Here is a 14,602-nt window from a genome sequence, read left to right on the forward strand (position 1 = left end):
GGTGTCGGGGCCCAAAGTGGAAAATGAGAATGGATTTCATTACGATGGATCCGTTGATCGGACTCGGCGGCTCCACGTGGGACGGAGCCGACGGTGCCCGCAGCTCCTCTGCCCACCGGGGTATGCACCACGGGTGCGTCGGGCAGGGGTATCACCCTTCGGGGTGAGGTGCACTGATTCGGTGTCGTGGGATGTGCGCGGGGCACGTTCCACGACACCGATGCACACAAGACGATGTCAGCACTCAAGACAGTCGTCCCGATCTGTGGATGACCAGGTCTACCATGCGAAGGTATGACCGCCATCTCTTCCGCCAACGGACCGGACATCAAGCCCCGTAGCCGCGAGGTCACCGACGGCATCGAATCCTCAGCCAGCCGAGGGATGCTCCGCGCTGTAGGTCTGAGCGACGAAGATTTCGCCAAACCGCAGATCGGTGTGGCCAGCAGCTGGAACGAGATCACCCCTTGCAATCTCTCCTTGGACCGGCTCGCTCGAGCTGTCAAGGAAGGTGTCCACGCCGCAGGCGGATACCCGCTCGAGTTCGGCACGATCTCGGTCTCCGACGGCATCTCCATGGGGCACGAGGGCATGCACTTCTCCCTGGTCAGCAGGGAGATCATCGCAGACTCCGTGGAGACAGTCATGATGGCCGAGCGACTCGACGGGTCGGTACTCCTCGCCGGGTGCGACAAATCGTTACCCGGCATGCTCATGGCTGCGGCCAGGCTCGACCTGGCTGCTGTTTTCCTCTATGCCGGATCGATCTTGCCCGGCATTGCCAAACTCTCCGATGGCACCGAGAAACAAGTCACCATCATCGACGCCTTCGAGGCAGTGGGGGCTTGTGCCCGAGGGCTGATGAAGGCTGAGGATGTTGACGCGATCGAACGGGCCATCTGCCCCGGAGAAGGCGCCTGCGGCGGCATGTACACGGCAAACACCATGGCATCGGTAGCTGAGGCCATCGGCATGTCACTCCCGGGCAGCGCAGCTCCGCCGAGTGTCGACCGGAGACGCGATGTCGCTGCCCGCAAATCCGGAGAGGCGGTCGTCGAGCTGCTCCGTCGCGGGATCAGCGCGCGCGACATCATGACCAAGGAAGCGTTCGAGAACGCCATCAGCGTGGTGATGGCCTTCGGAGGGTCGACCAATGCCGTCCTCCATCTGCTGGCGATCGCACACGAGGCACAGGTCGATTTGACCCTGGACGATTTCCGGCGGATCGGTGCGACGGTTCCTCATCTGGCAGATGTGAAGCCATTCGGTGCACACGTGATGACCGATGTCGACCGGGTCGGTGGGGTCCCTGTCGTGATGAAAGCTCTGCTCGATGCAGGCCTGTTGCATGGTGATTGCCTCACGGTGACCGGACGTACGGTGGCCGAGAACCTCGCGGATATCGCGCCTCCCGACCCGGACGGCCTCGTTCTGCGGGCTTTGGGCCAGCCGATCCACCCCACAGGCGGGATCACAGTTCTGTCCGGGTCGCTGGCTCCGGAAGGTGCCGTGGTGAAATCGGCAGGCTTTGATTCAGAGGTCTTCGAGGGTACTGCGCGGGTGTTCGACGGAGAACGTGGCGCGATGGATGCGGTCGAGGACGGCACGCTCCAGGCCGGTGACGTGGTGGTGATTCGTTACGAGGGGCCGAAGGGCGGACCGGGGATGCGGGAGATGCTGGCGGTGACCGGTGCCATCAAGGGTGCAGGGTTGGGTAAGGACGTCCTCCTGCTCACCGACGGTCGTTTCTCCGGGGGCACCACCGGGTTGTGCGTGGGACATGTCGCGCCGGAAGCGGTCGACTTCGGGCCGATCGCCTACGTGCAGGACGGAGATCGCATCCGACTGGATGTGGCACAGGGCACGCTGGACCTACTGGTCGGTGAGGAAGAGATGGCTGCTCGCCGGCAGCAGGCGGTTTCCGCGCCTGAACCTCGATACACGCGTGGAGTGTTGGCCAAGTATCGGCGCCTTGTGCGCTCGGCGAGCCTGGGCGCGGTCTGCGATTGATCCGCCCGGCCCGAGGCCGGCGTCATCCCAGCGGAATAAGGTCGGGGACGTCCTGACAGTGAGGACGTCCCCGACCCGGGGGCTTGCCGACCGGGCTCAGTCTGCGGGGCCTTCGCCGGGAGCGAGCTGCATGGCGCTGTAGTTCTCGATGCCGACACGATGCACCGCGTCGAGCTGCCCTTCGAACCAGTCGGCGTGCTCCTCTTCTTCGCGTGCCATCTCCTGGAAGATGGAAGCGGTGGCATGGTCACCCAGGTCATGGCACTCGTCGGCGGCGGAGTTGAAGGCGCTGACGGCCTCGAGTTCGCTGGCTAGGGCAAGGCGGAGCATCTCTTCGACCGATTCGCCGATGGTGATGGGGTTGAGTCGCTGGACGTTGGGGTGACCGTCATACATGAGGATGCGGTTCATGAGCTTGTCCGCATCTTTCATCTCACCGATGGAGAGGTCGTAGAAGACCTGCCCGAGCTTGGATAATCCCCAGTTGTCGAGCATTCGAGCGTGGAGGAAGTAGGTGTTGACGACGGTCAGCTCAATCGTCAACGCTTCATTAAGCAGCTCGACGACGCGGGGGCTCCGGGGTTTCATGATTCTTCTCCGTGGCATATGTCAAGGACTTGCTATCTCGATGAAATAGTAAGTCCTCAAGCAATTTTCGCACAGATGGAATGCATCTACCGCAGTTCTGGCCTGCGCCGGTGGCCTGACAGATACGTCCTAGACGTGATTCATGCAGTGCCGCTACGCGTAGTTGTTCGTCGGTGACGACGGCGCAGTGACAAATGATCATAAGGGAAGGCTAACCTAATTTGTTGATGTGCGTCGAGCTGAGAGTGCATGATTTCTTGAAGTCCGAATAGCCTCACGGGATATTGATTGCAGCGCTGAAGTTTTCATTTCCCCCTTCGTGCTGACAGGCTGCATCCCTGATGGGCGGGGGTGAGCGAAGGGCCACTTGGCCTCGCGACTAAGGTCATGCCTCATGGCCAGTTCGCTGAAATCACGGTTCTCAGCCCGTCGTCTCCTACGGGTTTTCGGAGTCATGGTGCTGGCAGTGATCGTGGCCGGCGGCGCCCTGGTCTGGCGGTGGGGGCCGCGTTACGGCATCTACCTCTTCCCTCCGTCACCGGCGGCCTACGCGGAACAGGCGATCTCCAAGATGGGGCAGGGTTACTTCGCCGAGGGGGACCTCTGGGCGGAGGCCAGAGCGAAAGCGCTTCGGCAGGTTTCCGCTGCGAACTCGTACGAGGCGACATTGCCTGCCTTGAAGGAGGCGCTCGCGGTGGCAGGGGGTCCGTCGTCCCAGCTGGCCGAGAAGAAGGACAAGACCAAGGGGGAGAAGGGACAGCTTCCTCTGCCTGGGATCGGTACAAAAGCGCGGATTACGACGATCACGGTGCCCAAGATCGAGTCGTCGGATGCGGATTATCACGAGAAGTATGCCCGCAGCATGTCCACAGGAATCCACTCGGCCAAGTCGGGGACCTGCGGCTGGATCGTCGATCTTCGAGGTAATACGGGTGGGGACGCTCTGGCAATGCTCTCGGGTCTGAGTCCGCTCCTGACCGATGGGGTGGTGGCTGGGTGGGAGAAACGCAACGGAAAGAGCGGCGAGGTCGTGGTGTCCGGTGACAAGGTCAAGGTGGGGAGGCGGAGCCTCGAGACCGACCACGGCGGCAAGGTTCGTGGGCAGGTGGCGATCCTGCAGGACGGCCGCACTTCGCACTCTGCCGAGCTGGTGGTGGTGGCTTTCCGTGGGCAGCCGGGTGTCCGCTCCTTCGGGATGCCCACGACCGGTAACTCTGCAGTGCGACAGTCGGTGCCTCTCTACGACGGTCGGACTCTGCAGCTGACCATCGGGGTGGACACTGACCGGTCCGGGGTGCGCTACGGGGGGCCGGTCGAGCCGCAGGAGAAAGCTGCTGATGCTCTGTCGGCGGCGACGAAGTGGTTGGCCACGTCCTGCCGCTAGGCCTTCAGCGGCCTGTTTTCCCGGTAGTCAGCGAGTCCTTGGGAGGGACAGAAGCCGTCCGTTTAGTGAGCAATGCGTTTCACAATGTGAAATGCCCTTCGGGATTCGTTGACGGTCCAGCGAGCTTCGGGGAAGCTGAACGAGTGAGCACCCTCCTCGTAATTACTTGAGCGCGACCGGCCGCACCTACGGCTCGTTGCGCAACCCCTCCAGCCCAACCGGGCCGAGGGGTTTTTTGTTGACCGGAGACACCCGCGGTCGACATCCCCCTCCCGGGCCCGAGCCCGGGACAAAGCTCGCACGTGAAAGCGGTGACAACAGTGAAGGATCGTCAGGCGAGGCCATCGGCCCCAGCCACCGGCCCCACGAGCCCACCAGGCACGAAGGCCACCCGGAGCGTCAGAACCCCCACCCCCCAGGACATCGCGAACCGGGCAGAAAAGCGGTCGATTGAGCACGTCAGCGGCGCGCAAAGCCTTGTACGCGCCCTCGAGGAGATTGGTTGCGAGGTCGTTTTCGGGCTTCCTGGAGGTGCCATCCTCCCTGCCTACGATCCACTGATGGACAGCACCAAGGTGCGGCACATCCTGGTCCGTCACGAGCAGGGTGCCGGCCACGCAGCTCAGGGATATGCCACTGCCACCGGCAAGACCGGAGTCTGCATGGCCACATCCGGACCCGGCGCGACCAACTTGGTCACGCCGATTGCCGATGCCTACATGGACTCGGTTCCCCTCGTCGCCATCACCGGCCAGGTCGGCAGCCAATCCATCGGCACCGATGCTTTCCAAGAAGCCGATATTCGCGGCATCACCATGCCCATCACCAAGCACAACTACCTGGTCACCGACCCGGAGAAGATTCCCCAGGCCATCGCTGAAGCCTTCCACATCGCGGCCACCGGACGCCCTGGTCCAGTTCTCGTCGATATCACCAAAGACGCGCTCCAGGCCCAGACCACCTTCTCCTGGCCACCCCGGATGGCACTCCCCGGTTACCGGCCCACTACACGCCCGCACAGCAAACAGATCAGAGAAGCCGTACGTCTCATCCGCGAGGCGCACCGGCCCGTGCTCTACATCGGCGGTGGAATCCTCAAAGCAGGGGCCACCGAAGCACTGGGTCAGCTGGTGGAAACCACCGGTATTCCACTGGTCACCACCTTGATGGCCCGCGGAGCGGTCCCTGACGAACACCCCCTGCACTACGGGATGCCAGGCATGCACGGATCCGTTTCCGCTGTCACCGCGCTCCAGCGGGCGGACCTGATCATCGCGCTCGGTGCCCGTTTCGACGACCGGGTCACCGGGAAGCTCTCGACCTTTGCCCCGCTGGCCAAGGTTGTGCATGCCGACATCGACCCTGCGGAGATCGGTAAGAACCGATCGGTCGATGTGCCGATCGTCGGAGACTGTCGTGAAGTCGTTCGCGCCCTGTTGGAGGAGATCGACCACGCAGAGCCCCTCAGCGACTACAGCGCCTGGGTCCAGGAGATGGATGCCATCCGACGGACCTACCCACTCGGCTATTCAGAACCTGAATCAGGTTTGATGGCGCCGCAATACGTCATCGAACGGATCGGAGCGCTGGCAGGACCCGAGGCCACTTATGTCTCCGGGGTCGGCCAACATCAGATGTGGGCAGCCCAGTTCGTCAGATACAGCAGACCCCGAAGCTGGCTGAATTCCGGCGGGCTGGGCACCATGGGGTACAGCGTTCCTGCTGCGATGGGTGCCAAGGTCGCCGAGCCGGGGCGCACGGTCTGGGCGATCGACGGCGACGGCTGTTTCCAGATGACCAACCAGGAACTCGCCACCTGTGTCATCGAGAACATCCCGATCAAAGTAGCCGTCATCAACAACTCCAGCCTCGGCATGGTGCGCCAGTGGCAGACCTTGTTCTACGACCAGCGCTACAGCAACACCGACCTACACACCGGCCACGAAACCCGACGTGTCCCCGACTTCGTGAAACTTGCCGAGGCCTATGGGTGCCTGGGGCTGCGCTGCGAACGCGCCGAGGACGTCGACGCCACCATCGTCGCGGCGATGCAGGTGGACGACCGCCCGGTCGTCGTTGATTTCGTGGTCTGCCGTGACGCCCAGGTCTGGCCGATGGTTCCGGCCGGGGTCAGCAACGACGAGATCATGTACGCACGCGGGCTCTCGCCCGTGTGGGATCGCGAGGAGTGACCGGTGAGCAGACACACACTCTCCGTTCTGGTGGAGAACAAGCCCGGCGTGTTGACGCGGATCGCGGCGCTCTTCAGCCGTAGAGGGTTCAACATCAGTTCGCTGGCCGTCGGCGAGACGGAGAACCCAGAGATCTCTCGGATGACGGTCCTGGTGGACGCCGAACAGCTTCCCCTGGAGCAGGTCACCAAACAACTCAACAAGCTCGTCGAAGTGATCAAGGTGGTCGAGCTCGATCAATCCCAGACTGTCGAACGCCGGATTCTGCTGGTGAAAGTTCGAGTCGATGCGAACACCCGTAGCCACGTGATCGAGACCGTCCACCTGTTCCGCGCCAATGTCGTCGATGTCGCACAGGACTCGTTGACCATCGAAGCCACCGGGCGGGTGGAGAAACTCGAAGCCTTGCTGACGATGCTCCGGCCCTACGGGGTCAAGGAGCTGGTGCAGTCCGGGCTGGTCGCGATCGGACGAGGATCCAGATCCATCACCGATCGCACCGGACGACACTGAACCCGAAGACCACGGCGGGAAAAGAACCCCTGGACGACTCCCGCCATCTATCCTCCCGACCCAAGACAGATATCTGAAGGAGCCACCATGGCGACAATGTTCCACGACGAAGACGCTGACCTGAGCGTGATCCAAGGCCGTAAGGTCGCTGTCATCGGCTACGGAAGCCAAGGACATGCACACGCACTCAACCTGCGTGACTCCGGGGTCGACGTGCGGATCGGGCTTGCCGAGGGCAGCGCTTCCCGAGCAAAAGCTGAAGCAGAGGGCCTCCGGGTTCAGACCGTCGCCGACGCCGTCACCGAGGCTGACCTCGTGGTCGTGCTGACCCCTGACCAGGTGCAGCGTAAGGTCTACGCCGACGAGATCGAGCCGAACCTGGCAGCGGGGTCAGCGCTGATGTTCGCCCACGGGTTCAACATCCGCTTCGGCTACATCCAGCCGTCTGCTGGTATCGACGTCTTCATGGTCGCGCCGAAGGGCCCCGGTCATCTGGTGCGCCGTGAATACACCGACGGACGGGGAGTCCCGGTTCTTCTGGCCGTGGAGAAGGACGAGAGCGGAAAAGCTTGGGATCTGGCCAAGTCCTATGCCAAAGCCATCGGTGGGCTGCGCGCAGGAGGTATCCGCACCACCTTCACCGAAGAGACCGAGACCGACCTCTTCGGTGAGCAGGCAGTTCTGTGTGGTGGTGCCTCGCAACTGGTCCAGTACGGTTTCGAAACGCTCGTGGAGGCCGGATACCAGCCCGAGGTGGCCTATTTCGAGTGCTTGCACGAACTCAAGCTGATCGTCGACCTGATGATCGAAGGAGGGATCGCCAAACAACGCTGGTCGATCTCTGACACCGCCGAGTTCGGCGACTACGTCTCAGGACCGCGGGTCATCGATCCGCATGTCAAGGAGAACATGCAGGCAGTCCTCGAAGACATCCGTAACGGAGTCTTCGCGAAACGATTCATCGATGATCAGGACGCCGGCGCACCGGAATTCACCGCGCTGCGTGAGAAGGGCACCCAGCACCCCATCGAACAGACCGGCAAGGAGCTGCGCAGCATGATGGCCTGGATCCGAACCGGCGGGCTCGACAGCGACTACACCGAGGGCTCAGCAGCCCGCTGACCTGCAGAGCATCAGCGACGGCCGACGCGCCGCGGCGGGGGTGGACCAGGGGAAACCCTGGTCCACCCCCGCCGCATTCATCCGGGCAGCCCGATCACATCGGGCAGGTCGCTCCATAGGTCGAATAGCCTTCAGCCTGGCCAGGTCCAGGACAGATCAGTGACGAATACCGCCTGTCGCCCAGGAGATGGCGGCCCAGCCATATCAATGTCGTCTCGCTGACATGCGGGTTCGTGCTGGATGGTGCGTGATGGCCACCGGTTGGTACCTCGACATACGACTTCGGGGCCTTGGTGATCGACGCATACATGAAGTCCGAGAACTTACGAGGTGGCGCAGTCGGGTCGTCCGCGGAGGACATCAACACCGTCGGCACGCGATTTTCCGGGAAATCGACTTTGGTGTCCCACGGGTAGACCGAGACCACAGCCTTCAGTCCGGGGATCATCGTCGACGCACGTAACACCGCGCCTCCACCCATCGAATAGCCATACAACGCCACCCGCTTCGGGTCGATTCGCTGAGCGATCGGGCTCGATGTGCTCATCCACTGAGCTGCCACCTTCAGCGCCGTCGCCCGTCGCGGAGGCCAGTCCAGCTTGATCGGAGGGTGAATCATCACGGCGACATAGCCGTGGGTGGCCAGACGCTGCCCCAACCATTGAAGAGTCTTGAACTCGCTTCCCCACCCGGCGATCATCAACACCGTCGGCCGGGGCGCCGGAACCTTGTCCGCGGGATACGCGAACAAGGCCTCACCCATCCCTTTGGGAGTCTGCTTCGACGGGACGTGGAGCGTCTTGATCGCCAATGGACCATTTGTCCGCAGGGCGGCACGGGTGGACGAGATGGATGAAACCGGCTTGTTCGGCAGCGGCGTGGTCGCCGGCACCGCCACCATACCGGCGGCTGCCGCATCGGCATGCCACCCCGGATTTTCCCGCTGAATCGTGGTGAGCGTGGACCGCAGCGCAGCCTGATCGACGGTCGTTGACGCGCTCGCCGGGGTCGGTATCGGGGAAGAACCTGCGTCGGCTGCGTGCGCGGGGACGGCGGATGAGGCCATGATCAGGCCGAGTGTCGCCGCGAGCAGACGCCGCGGCCAGAGCGAAGTCGCCCTATGAGTCATACAGAGCTCCTGGAAGAGTTCGTGTGTCGGAAGAGAAGGGGTGTTGCCGTCTGTCGTGACGGACCAGCACGTCACATCATGGCGTCAGTGGGCTTCTCCACTGCCTGCTTGAACGGAGGAAGCCCGAAGTAGGAGATGAATCCGATGCCGCCCCCCATGAACCCGGCTGCGCCGCACACCCTGCGGTCCTTGGCTGCTTCCTGCCGGGTCTCGTTACCTGTCGGCTGACCGGGGTAAGGCGCGGGGGTCGGACGGCTGGTGGCGGTGGTGCGGGTCACCACGACCTTACCGGTGAGAGGGAGGTGGGCCGCGGAGTCTCCGACGAAGATGGTGCGTTCACCGGCCAGGTTCACGAATTGGTGTTTCGCGGTGTCGAAGACAGACAAGGCACGTGCAGAGATCTTCATCGTGACCCGCTTCTTCTCCCCGGGGGCCAAGCTGATCTTCGTGAAATCGGCCAGAGCCTTCGGCGGGCCGGCTACCCGGGCCGGCTGGCTGACATACACCTGGGGGACGACGGCTCCAGGTCGGTTTCCGGCGTTGGACACCTCGACGCTCACCGGGATCGAGCCGTCGGCGGATGCGCTTCCCACGGACAATCCGGAATAGGTGAACTTCGTGTAGGACAGGCCGTGCCCGAAGGGGAAGGCTGGTGTGATCTTCTGCTTGTCGTACCAGCGGTAGCCGATGGCGAGGCCTTCGTCGTGGCGCCCGCCGGGGAAACGTTCTTTGGCGGCCGCTGGGAGATGAGCCGGGGAAGCTGCGAAGGTGACCGGGAGTCGACCTGAGGGGTTGACATCTCCGAAGAGCACTGAGGCCAGCGCTGTTCCGTACTCCTGACCGGGGTACCAGGCGGAGATCAGCGCCGGGACCCGGTCGGCGAAGGGCAGGTCGACGGCGCTTCCGGTGTTCAGGACGACGACGGTGCGGGGATTGGCCTTCCGGGTCGCTTCGATGAGGTTGCGGTCGACCAGGCTGAGCTTGGTGTGACGTTGGTCCTTGTTCTCCGAGGAGTAGGACTTGACCACGACGACGGCCACATCGGCGTTCGCGGCCTGCTTTGCCGCTTGAGCAGGAAGGATCCCTCCGTAGTAGGTGACCTGGGCGTTGTTCTTCGCTGCTCGGCGGGAGATGCCCTGCAGAGGAGTGGTGATGCTGTCGGCGATGACATGTGCACTGCCACCGCCGGAAGCGAGGACATTCCGGCCGGCGGCAGAACCGATCACGGCGATTCGATGGGTGGAGGGCTTCAGCGGAAGCACGCCGTCGTTCTTCATCAGAACCATGCTGTCGGCAGCGACTCTGCGCGCGATGGCTGCGTGCTGCGGGTTGGTGACCTTCGCCGTGGGTGATCCGCTGGGAGCTCTGTCGAACAGGCCGTGGGCGAACATGGGGGTGAGGATCCGGGTCACCATGTCGTCGAGGCGCTGCACACTGACCTTGCCTTCGGCCAGCCCCTGGCGCAGGCGCTTGTCGTAGTAACAGGAGTCAGGCATCTGCAGGTCGAGTCCGGCATTGGCCGAGGCCGTTGAGGCATGCATCCCGAACCAGTCGGAGATCACGAAACCGGAGAATCCGATCCGCCCCTTGAGAACCTGATTCATCAGGTAGCCGTTGTTGCAGGCGTGCACATTGTTGACCTGGTTGTAGCTGCACATCACTGAGGCGACCTTGGCCTCCACGAGTGCTTCGAAGGGCGCGATGTAGAGCTCGTTGAGGGTGCGTTCGTCGACCGTGGCGCTGGCATGGGAGGTGTTGCGTCCGGTTTCCTGGGTGTAGGCGCCGAGATGCTTGGCGACGGCGAGCACACCCTGGCTCTGGATGCCTTTGGCTTCTGCCGCGCCCATCTGGCCGACGTGGACAGGATCTTCGCCGAAGTTCTCGAAGGCGCGTCCAGCGCGAGGGTCGCGGGTCAGGTCGATGCCGGGGCCGAGCGCGTAGTTCGCGCCTTTGCCTCGGGTCTCGGCTCCGATGACCTGACCGTATCGAGTGGCCAGAGTCCGGTCGAAGGTGGCGCCCAATGCGACAGGTGCTGGGAGTTGGGTGACCCCGGTCTTGTTGTTGCCTACGCCTGCCGGGCCGTCGGTCGGGCTCAAGGCGGGGATGCACAGGCGGGGATTCGCGGCGACTTGTCCGGCGTGGACGGGGCCATAGGCCTGCAGCGGCCGAGCAGTTCCGTGGATCATCCCGATCTTGTCGTCCAGGGTCATCTTGGACAGCAGTAGTCGGGCACGGTCGGCAGGCTCTGCGGAGGATCTGACCCAGGGACAGGGCGCGGCTCCTCCGGGAGCAGAAGGAAGCGCTGCCTGGGTGACGGATGCGCCCTGCTGGGCATGAGCGGGCAAGACCGTGAGACAGGAAGCCGGGATGACCCCGACGACAGCAAGAAGGGCGGTGACCAGACGCGGCCGTTGCATGGAGGCTCCTGAGAACATGAGGCGAGCTCGTGGACATGCAGACTCGTGGCCCGCCCCGGGAGCCGTGTCATGTGTGAGGGCCACCTTGCAGGGGTGGCTTCCAAAGGCATCTGCCGTGGGGACGGCACGGCCTCTGGTAAAGAGGTGTCGGCAGTCCCAACGTCGGGACGGTGCTGCGAATGGCCTGATCGTACGCCGAATAGGAAAGTGCGGCAGGGATATACGCAGAGTTTTCTCAAGAAAATTGGACGTTAGTCCAAGTTTGGGCTCAGGTCTTTCCCACTTGAGCTCCCTGGACGACACGGCGTCGAGGAGACCGACAGATCTCCTCGACACCGACAGGGGTCCGTTGGGGAAGGGCTTACTTCTTCTGGAAGCAGCTCTTCATGGTCTGGAAGGCAGCCTTCTCCTTGGCGACGGCGTCGCGGATCTCGGCTCCGATCTGGCCCATGCCCGCACCGTCACCTCCGGTGAACAGCTTGGCAACGGCCTTGATGCCGTGAGTCTTGACCAGGGACGCGATCTTGGCCACCATTCCGGCGACTTTGGCCGTGGTGAAAACCGTCACGGCCAGGAAGGTGCCCACCGCAGCGGTGCACTTGGCGACACGCCACCAGTTGGAGCCCTTCTTGCTGGCCTGGGTTTCGAAGGTCGCCTCGGGGATATCGGCGGTGCTCTCCGCCTTCAGGACCTCTTTGACGTCCTTGTTCTCGACGTCCTTGTCCTTCTCCTCGAACTCCTTGAGGGCCTTCTGCTGTTGTTCCTTGTCCTTCTCGAGGCGTTCCTTACGCTGGTCGGCGCTCTCGTGACGGATGTCCTTGGCCGGGTTCTTCTTCGCGTCCTGGGTCTTGACCTCCTCGACGACCTTCTCCAAGGCCTTCTTCGAGTTGTCGTCCAGGTCCTTGACGATCTCCTTCGGTTTCTCCTCGCGCTTGATCTCCTCGGACAGCTGGTCGAGGGTTTCGCGGGCGTCTTGCTTCACGGAGTATCCGACGAGCTTTCCGGACTCGTCGTGGACAGGGACAACGCCCTGCTGTTCCATTTCCTTGACGGCCGAGTCCTGCGGCTTGTTCTCGAAGGGCGCGGCGTAGGCAGCCGACCCACCGAAGGCGATGGTGGTGGAGGCGACGGCGACGACGGCGATGGTGCGGAGGGGAGCAGGCATAGCCCCTGCCTTTCTAATGCGAGATGAACGTCGCGGGCAGATCTGTCGGGATGAGCCCGTCCGGGCCGTGAGGGCCCGAATCATGCGGGAGGCGACATCTCGGGGAGGCAGGTCTTCCTTGGCGAGGATGGCCTGGGCCGGTGTGGGGTGTCCCTGTCACTGGCGAATGACGGTCAGGACGATCCACGGGAGGACACGAGGACACGGCGGAGCGTGCGTTGGCACGCAGGCCGGAGGCGACGGCGTGATCTGCGGGAAGACCGTGTCTCACGATGCCGACTCCTTCGTAGTCGCAGGTATCGGTGTACCTCCCCCGAGGCACCGCGGTTCGGGCCTGGCTTCTGAAGGGCCAGAGCCACGCCCGCATGTCGACATATGTTGCGAAGGCAGCCTGTACCCATAGGAGTCGTCTCGTCAAGAGATGGTGGAGATCAATGCGGCAGAATGGACAGGTGAACCAAGAACGCGAAATTTTGACCTGGGATGCCTTCGGCGCCGCAGCGCGTGAACTCGCCCAGAACGTAGTGGATTCCGGATTTATCCCGGATATCATCCTTTCGATCACTCGCGGAGGGCTTCTTCCGACAGGAGCTATTAGTTATGCCTTGGATATCAAGGCGCTCCATATCATCAATGTTGAATTTTATACGGGAGTCGATTCGAGATTACTTGAGCCAGTATTCCTTCCTCCACTTCCGGCGACCCAGGATCTATCGGGACAGAGAGTCCTCATCGTGGATGATGTGGCGGATACTGGACGGACCCTCAAGCAAGTCAGAGATTTTTGCGGTCCCCATGTGGCCGAGGTACGCGTGGCAGTGCTCTTCGAGAAGCCGCAGTCGTTGGTGAAATCGGACTACGTCTGGAAGCGGACTGAGAGATGGATCACCTTCCCCTGGTCCGCGGAGCCGCCGATCATACGGTTGTCCGACAACGACCGATGACTGGCCGCGGCGCCCAATAAGCTTGTGACCTGCCACTTTTAGGGGCGCGATTGTGCTCGTGGCGTCTGCTCGGGCGCCAGTTCGACTCTGTGGGTGCTGTGTCTCACGAGGAGGGCGATCTTCTCAGGTGGGCGATTTTTCTTACGATAGTCCTTGTGCAGGGGAAGTTCTCTGCATGCGGATATGAGCTCACCAATGCTCTTCGCGGTATGCCCCGGCTGGTACGGATCACCCTCTGTCGCTGGGAAGAACAGATGGGGTTTGCCCCGTCTGCATTCTGATGGTCCGTGATTGTTTTGTGCCCTTCTTGCGTTTAAGAAAGGGTGAGGGAGATGAAGGCCATGAGCGAAGAAGTGCGTGAATTTAGGCGGGCGATACAGGAGTCGCTGGATCTGCGGGATCAGGGTCATTCCTGAGTGCGGGTCGCCAAAACTGAGGGCTGATATCACTCTGGTGATATCAGCCCTCAGCTGTTTGCGAGGTTCGATGGGTAACGCCTGCGGTGAGGAGATTCTCCAGGTGAAGTAATGCCAAGCTTCCGAGGAGGGGGAGGGGCTGGAGTGGCCGCCCCCCAAAAAGTGTCCATCATGTGGACGCCTGTTATGGAGCTTCCGGCCCGCGGGGGTGGCGGAAGGGGCCTGGCTGGGAACAGCCTGGGGGATGCGCCGCTGGCGTTAAGGCAAGTGATCTCCTGTAACCATATTGGCATTCGATCGGATCTCTCGGTGTCGAGGAGATTCGCGCTCGACGGGCGGATGCCTGTCATTGCCTCGGAGGGGCGGTGATTGGGGCTGCGGTCTTCTGGGTTGGTAATTCATTGATCAACTTTTTGCCTTGTTGTGCAAGAACGCTGTTCATCCTCGCAAATATCGCGAAACCATGGCGGGCGTTACTTCTTCTTTGTCGCCAGCGCTCGTTTCGCTTCTTATTCCTGTAAAAGCTGGAAGAAGGCATGCTGGCATGGTTGAAGAAAGATGCCATTGACCTTGCCGGGCAAGGGGTGTGGTGCGCTTCTCCGGGAAATGAGTCAGTGGGGATGGGGTGTCGGCGCCAAGGCCATCGAGCTCTCCGATGCCCTACTGGTCCAAGCTCGTCCATATGTCGAGAGCTCCGTCGAGAAGCATCTGTGATGCAGGTC

The 14,602-nt window shown here is 62.4% G+C and carries 12 protein-coding genes; 7 read left to right on the forward strand and 5 right to left on the reverse strand.

Annotated elements, in window-relative coordinates; all coding sequences use genetic code 11:
* Positions 1-294: 294 nt before the first annotated feature.
* Positions 295-2,010 carry a dihydroxy-acid dehydratase gene (gene ilvD / locus DX923_RS04140; RefSeq protein WP_116112901.1) on the forward strand — a complete coding sequence of 572 codons (1,716 nt, stop codon included), beginning with the start codon at positions 295-297 and terminating at the stop codon, positions 2,008-2,010.
* A 96-nt stretch (positions 2,011-2,106) separates the two neighbouring features.
* Here the strand turns inward: ilvD and bfr are convergent, their stop codons facing one another.
* Together bfr and DX923_RS17105 are read right to left on the reverse strand one after the other, a co-directional pair.
* The gene (gene bfr, locus DX923_RS04145; protein ID WP_116112903.1) at positions 2,107-2,598 is read right to left on the reverse strand and encodes a bacterioferritin; all 492 of its coding nucleotides are present in this window, start codon (positions 2,596-2,598) and stop codon (positions 2,107-2,109) included.
* The gene (locus tag DX923_RS17105) at positions 2,561-2,800 is read right to left on the reverse strand and encodes a (2Fe-2S)-binding protein (protein WP_116112905.1); all 240 of its coding nucleotides are present in this window, start codon (positions 2,798-2,800) and stop codon (positions 2,561-2,563) included. Before DX923_RS17105 ends, bfr begins: the two co-directional genes overlap by 38 nt.
* Positions 2,801-2,992: 192 nt before the next feature.
* On the opposite strand from DX923_RS17105, the gene DX923_RS04155 reads away from it, so the two are divergent.
* From DX923_RS04155 to ilvC, 4 genes are all read left to right on the forward strand, one after another.
* Positions 2,993-3,982: a S41 family peptidase gene (locus DX923_RS04155; RefSeq protein WP_116112907.1), complete on the forward strand. Its 990-nt coding sequence runs from the start codon at positions 2,993-2,995 to the stop codon at positions 3,980-3,982.
* A 422-nt stretch (positions 3,983-4,404) separates the two neighbouring features.
* The gene (locus DX923_RS04160) at positions 4,405-6,174 is read left to right on the forward strand and encodes an acetolactate synthase large subunit (protein WP_240322808.1); all 1,770 of its coding nucleotides are present in this window, start codon (positions 4,405-4,407) and stop codon (positions 6,172-6,174) included.
* A gap of 3 nt (positions 6,175-6,177) precedes the next feature.
* A complete protein-coding gene (gene ilvN, locus DX923_RS04165; RefSeq protein WP_116112908.1) occupies positions 6,178-6,687 on the forward strand; it encodes an acetolactate synthase small subunit in 510 nt (169 codons plus the stop codon).
* An 87-nt stretch (positions 6,688-6,774) separates the two neighbouring features.
* The gene (gene ilvC / locus DX923_RS04170; protein WP_116112910.1) at positions 6,775-7,809 is read left to right on the forward strand and encodes a ketol-acid reductoisomerase; all 1,035 of its coding nucleotides are present in this window, start codon (positions 6,775-6,777) and stop codon (positions 7,807-7,809) included.
* A 94-nt stretch (positions 7,810-7,903) separates the two neighbouring features.
* Here the strand turns inward: ilvC and DX923_RS04175 are convergent, their stop codons facing one another.
* The 3 genes from DX923_RS04175 to DX923_RS04185 form a co-directional block, all read right to left on the reverse strand.
* Positions 7,904-8,938 carry a dienelactone hydrolase family protein gene (locus DX923_RS04175; protein ID WP_116112911.1) on the reverse strand — a complete coding sequence of 345 codons (1,035 nt, stop codon included), beginning with the start codon at positions 8,936-8,938 and terminating at the stop codon, positions 7,904-7,906.
* A 71-nt stretch (positions 8,939-9,009) separates the two neighbouring features.
* Positions 9,010-11,355 carry a beta-glucosidase family protein gene (locus DX923_RS04180; RefSeq protein ID WP_116112913.1) on the reverse strand — a complete coding sequence of 782 codons (2,346 nt, stop codon included), beginning with the start codon at positions 11,353-11,355 and terminating at the stop codon, positions 9,010-9,012.
* Positions 11,356-11,716: 361 nt separating this feature from the next.
* Positions 11,717-12,520 (reverse strand): hypothetical protein, encoded by an 804-nt coding sequence (locus DX923_RS04185; protein ID WP_116112915.1) that lies wholly within the window; start codon positions 12,518-12,520, stop codon positions 11,717-11,719.
* Positions 12,521-12,954: 434 nt separating this feature from the next.
* On the opposite strand from DX923_RS04185, the gene DX923_RS04190 reads away from it, so the two are divergent.
* Positions 12,955-13,464, forward strand: coding sequence for a phosphoribosyltransferase (locus tag DX923_RS04190; protein WP_240322733.1), 510 nt, complete (start codon positions 12,955-12,957; stop codon positions 13,462-13,464).
* 974 nt (positions 13,465-14,438) lie between these two features.
* A complete protein-coding gene (locus DX923_RS16100) occupies positions 14,439-14,594 on the forward strand; it encodes a hypothetical protein (protein WP_162872773.1) in 156 nt (51 codons plus the stop codon).
* Positions 14,595-14,602: the final 8 nt, after the last annotated feature.

The organism is Austwickia chelonae (genome assembly GCF_003391095.1).
Taxonomy (GTDB): domain Bacteria; phylum Actinomycetota; class Actinomycetes; order Actinomycetales; family Dermatophilaceae; genus Austwickia; species Austwickia chelonae_A.

Bases quoted from the DNA above. Each gene is read 5' to 3' on its own strand.
- ilvC (WP_116112910.1), top strand. From the start codon at position 6,775: ATGGCGACAATGTTCCACGACGAAGACGCTGACCTGAGCGTGATCCAA.
- DX923_RS17105 (WP_116112905.1), bottom strand. From the start codon at position 2,800: ATGATCATTTGTCACTGCGCCGTCGTCACCGACGAACAACTACGCGTA.
- DX923_RS04180 (WP_116112913.1), bottom strand. From the start codon at position 11,355: ATGCAACGGCCGCGTCTGGTCACCGCCCTTCTTGCTGTCGTCGGGGTC.
- DX923_RS04155 (WP_116112907.1), top strand. From the start codon at position 2,993: ATGGCCAGTTCGCTGAAATCACGGTTCTCAGCCCGTCGTCTCCTACGG.
- DX923_RS04185 (WP_116112915.1), bottom strand. From the start codon at position 12,520: ATGCCTGCTCCCCTCCGCACCATCGCCGTCGTCGCCGTCGCCTCCACC.
- DX923_RS04175 (WP_116112911.1), bottom strand. From the start codon at position 8,938: ATGACTCATAGGGCGACTTCGCTCTGGCCGCGGCGTCTGCTCGCGGCG.
- ilvD (WP_116112901.1), top strand. From the start codon at position 295: ATGACCGCCATCTCTTCCGCCAACGGACCGGACATCAAGCCCCGTAGC.
- DX923_RS16100 (WP_162872773.1), top strand. From the start codon at position 14,439: ATGCCATTGACCTTGCCGGGCAAGGGGTGTGGTGCGCTTCTCCGGGAA.
- DX923_RS04190 (WP_240322733.1), top strand. From the start codon at position 12,955: ATGCGGCAGAATGGACAGGTGAACCAAGAACGCGAAATTTTGACCTGG.
- bfr (WP_116112903.1), bottom strand. From the start codon at position 2,598: ATGAAACCCCGGAGCCCCCGCGTCGTCGAGCTGCTTAATGAAGCGTTG.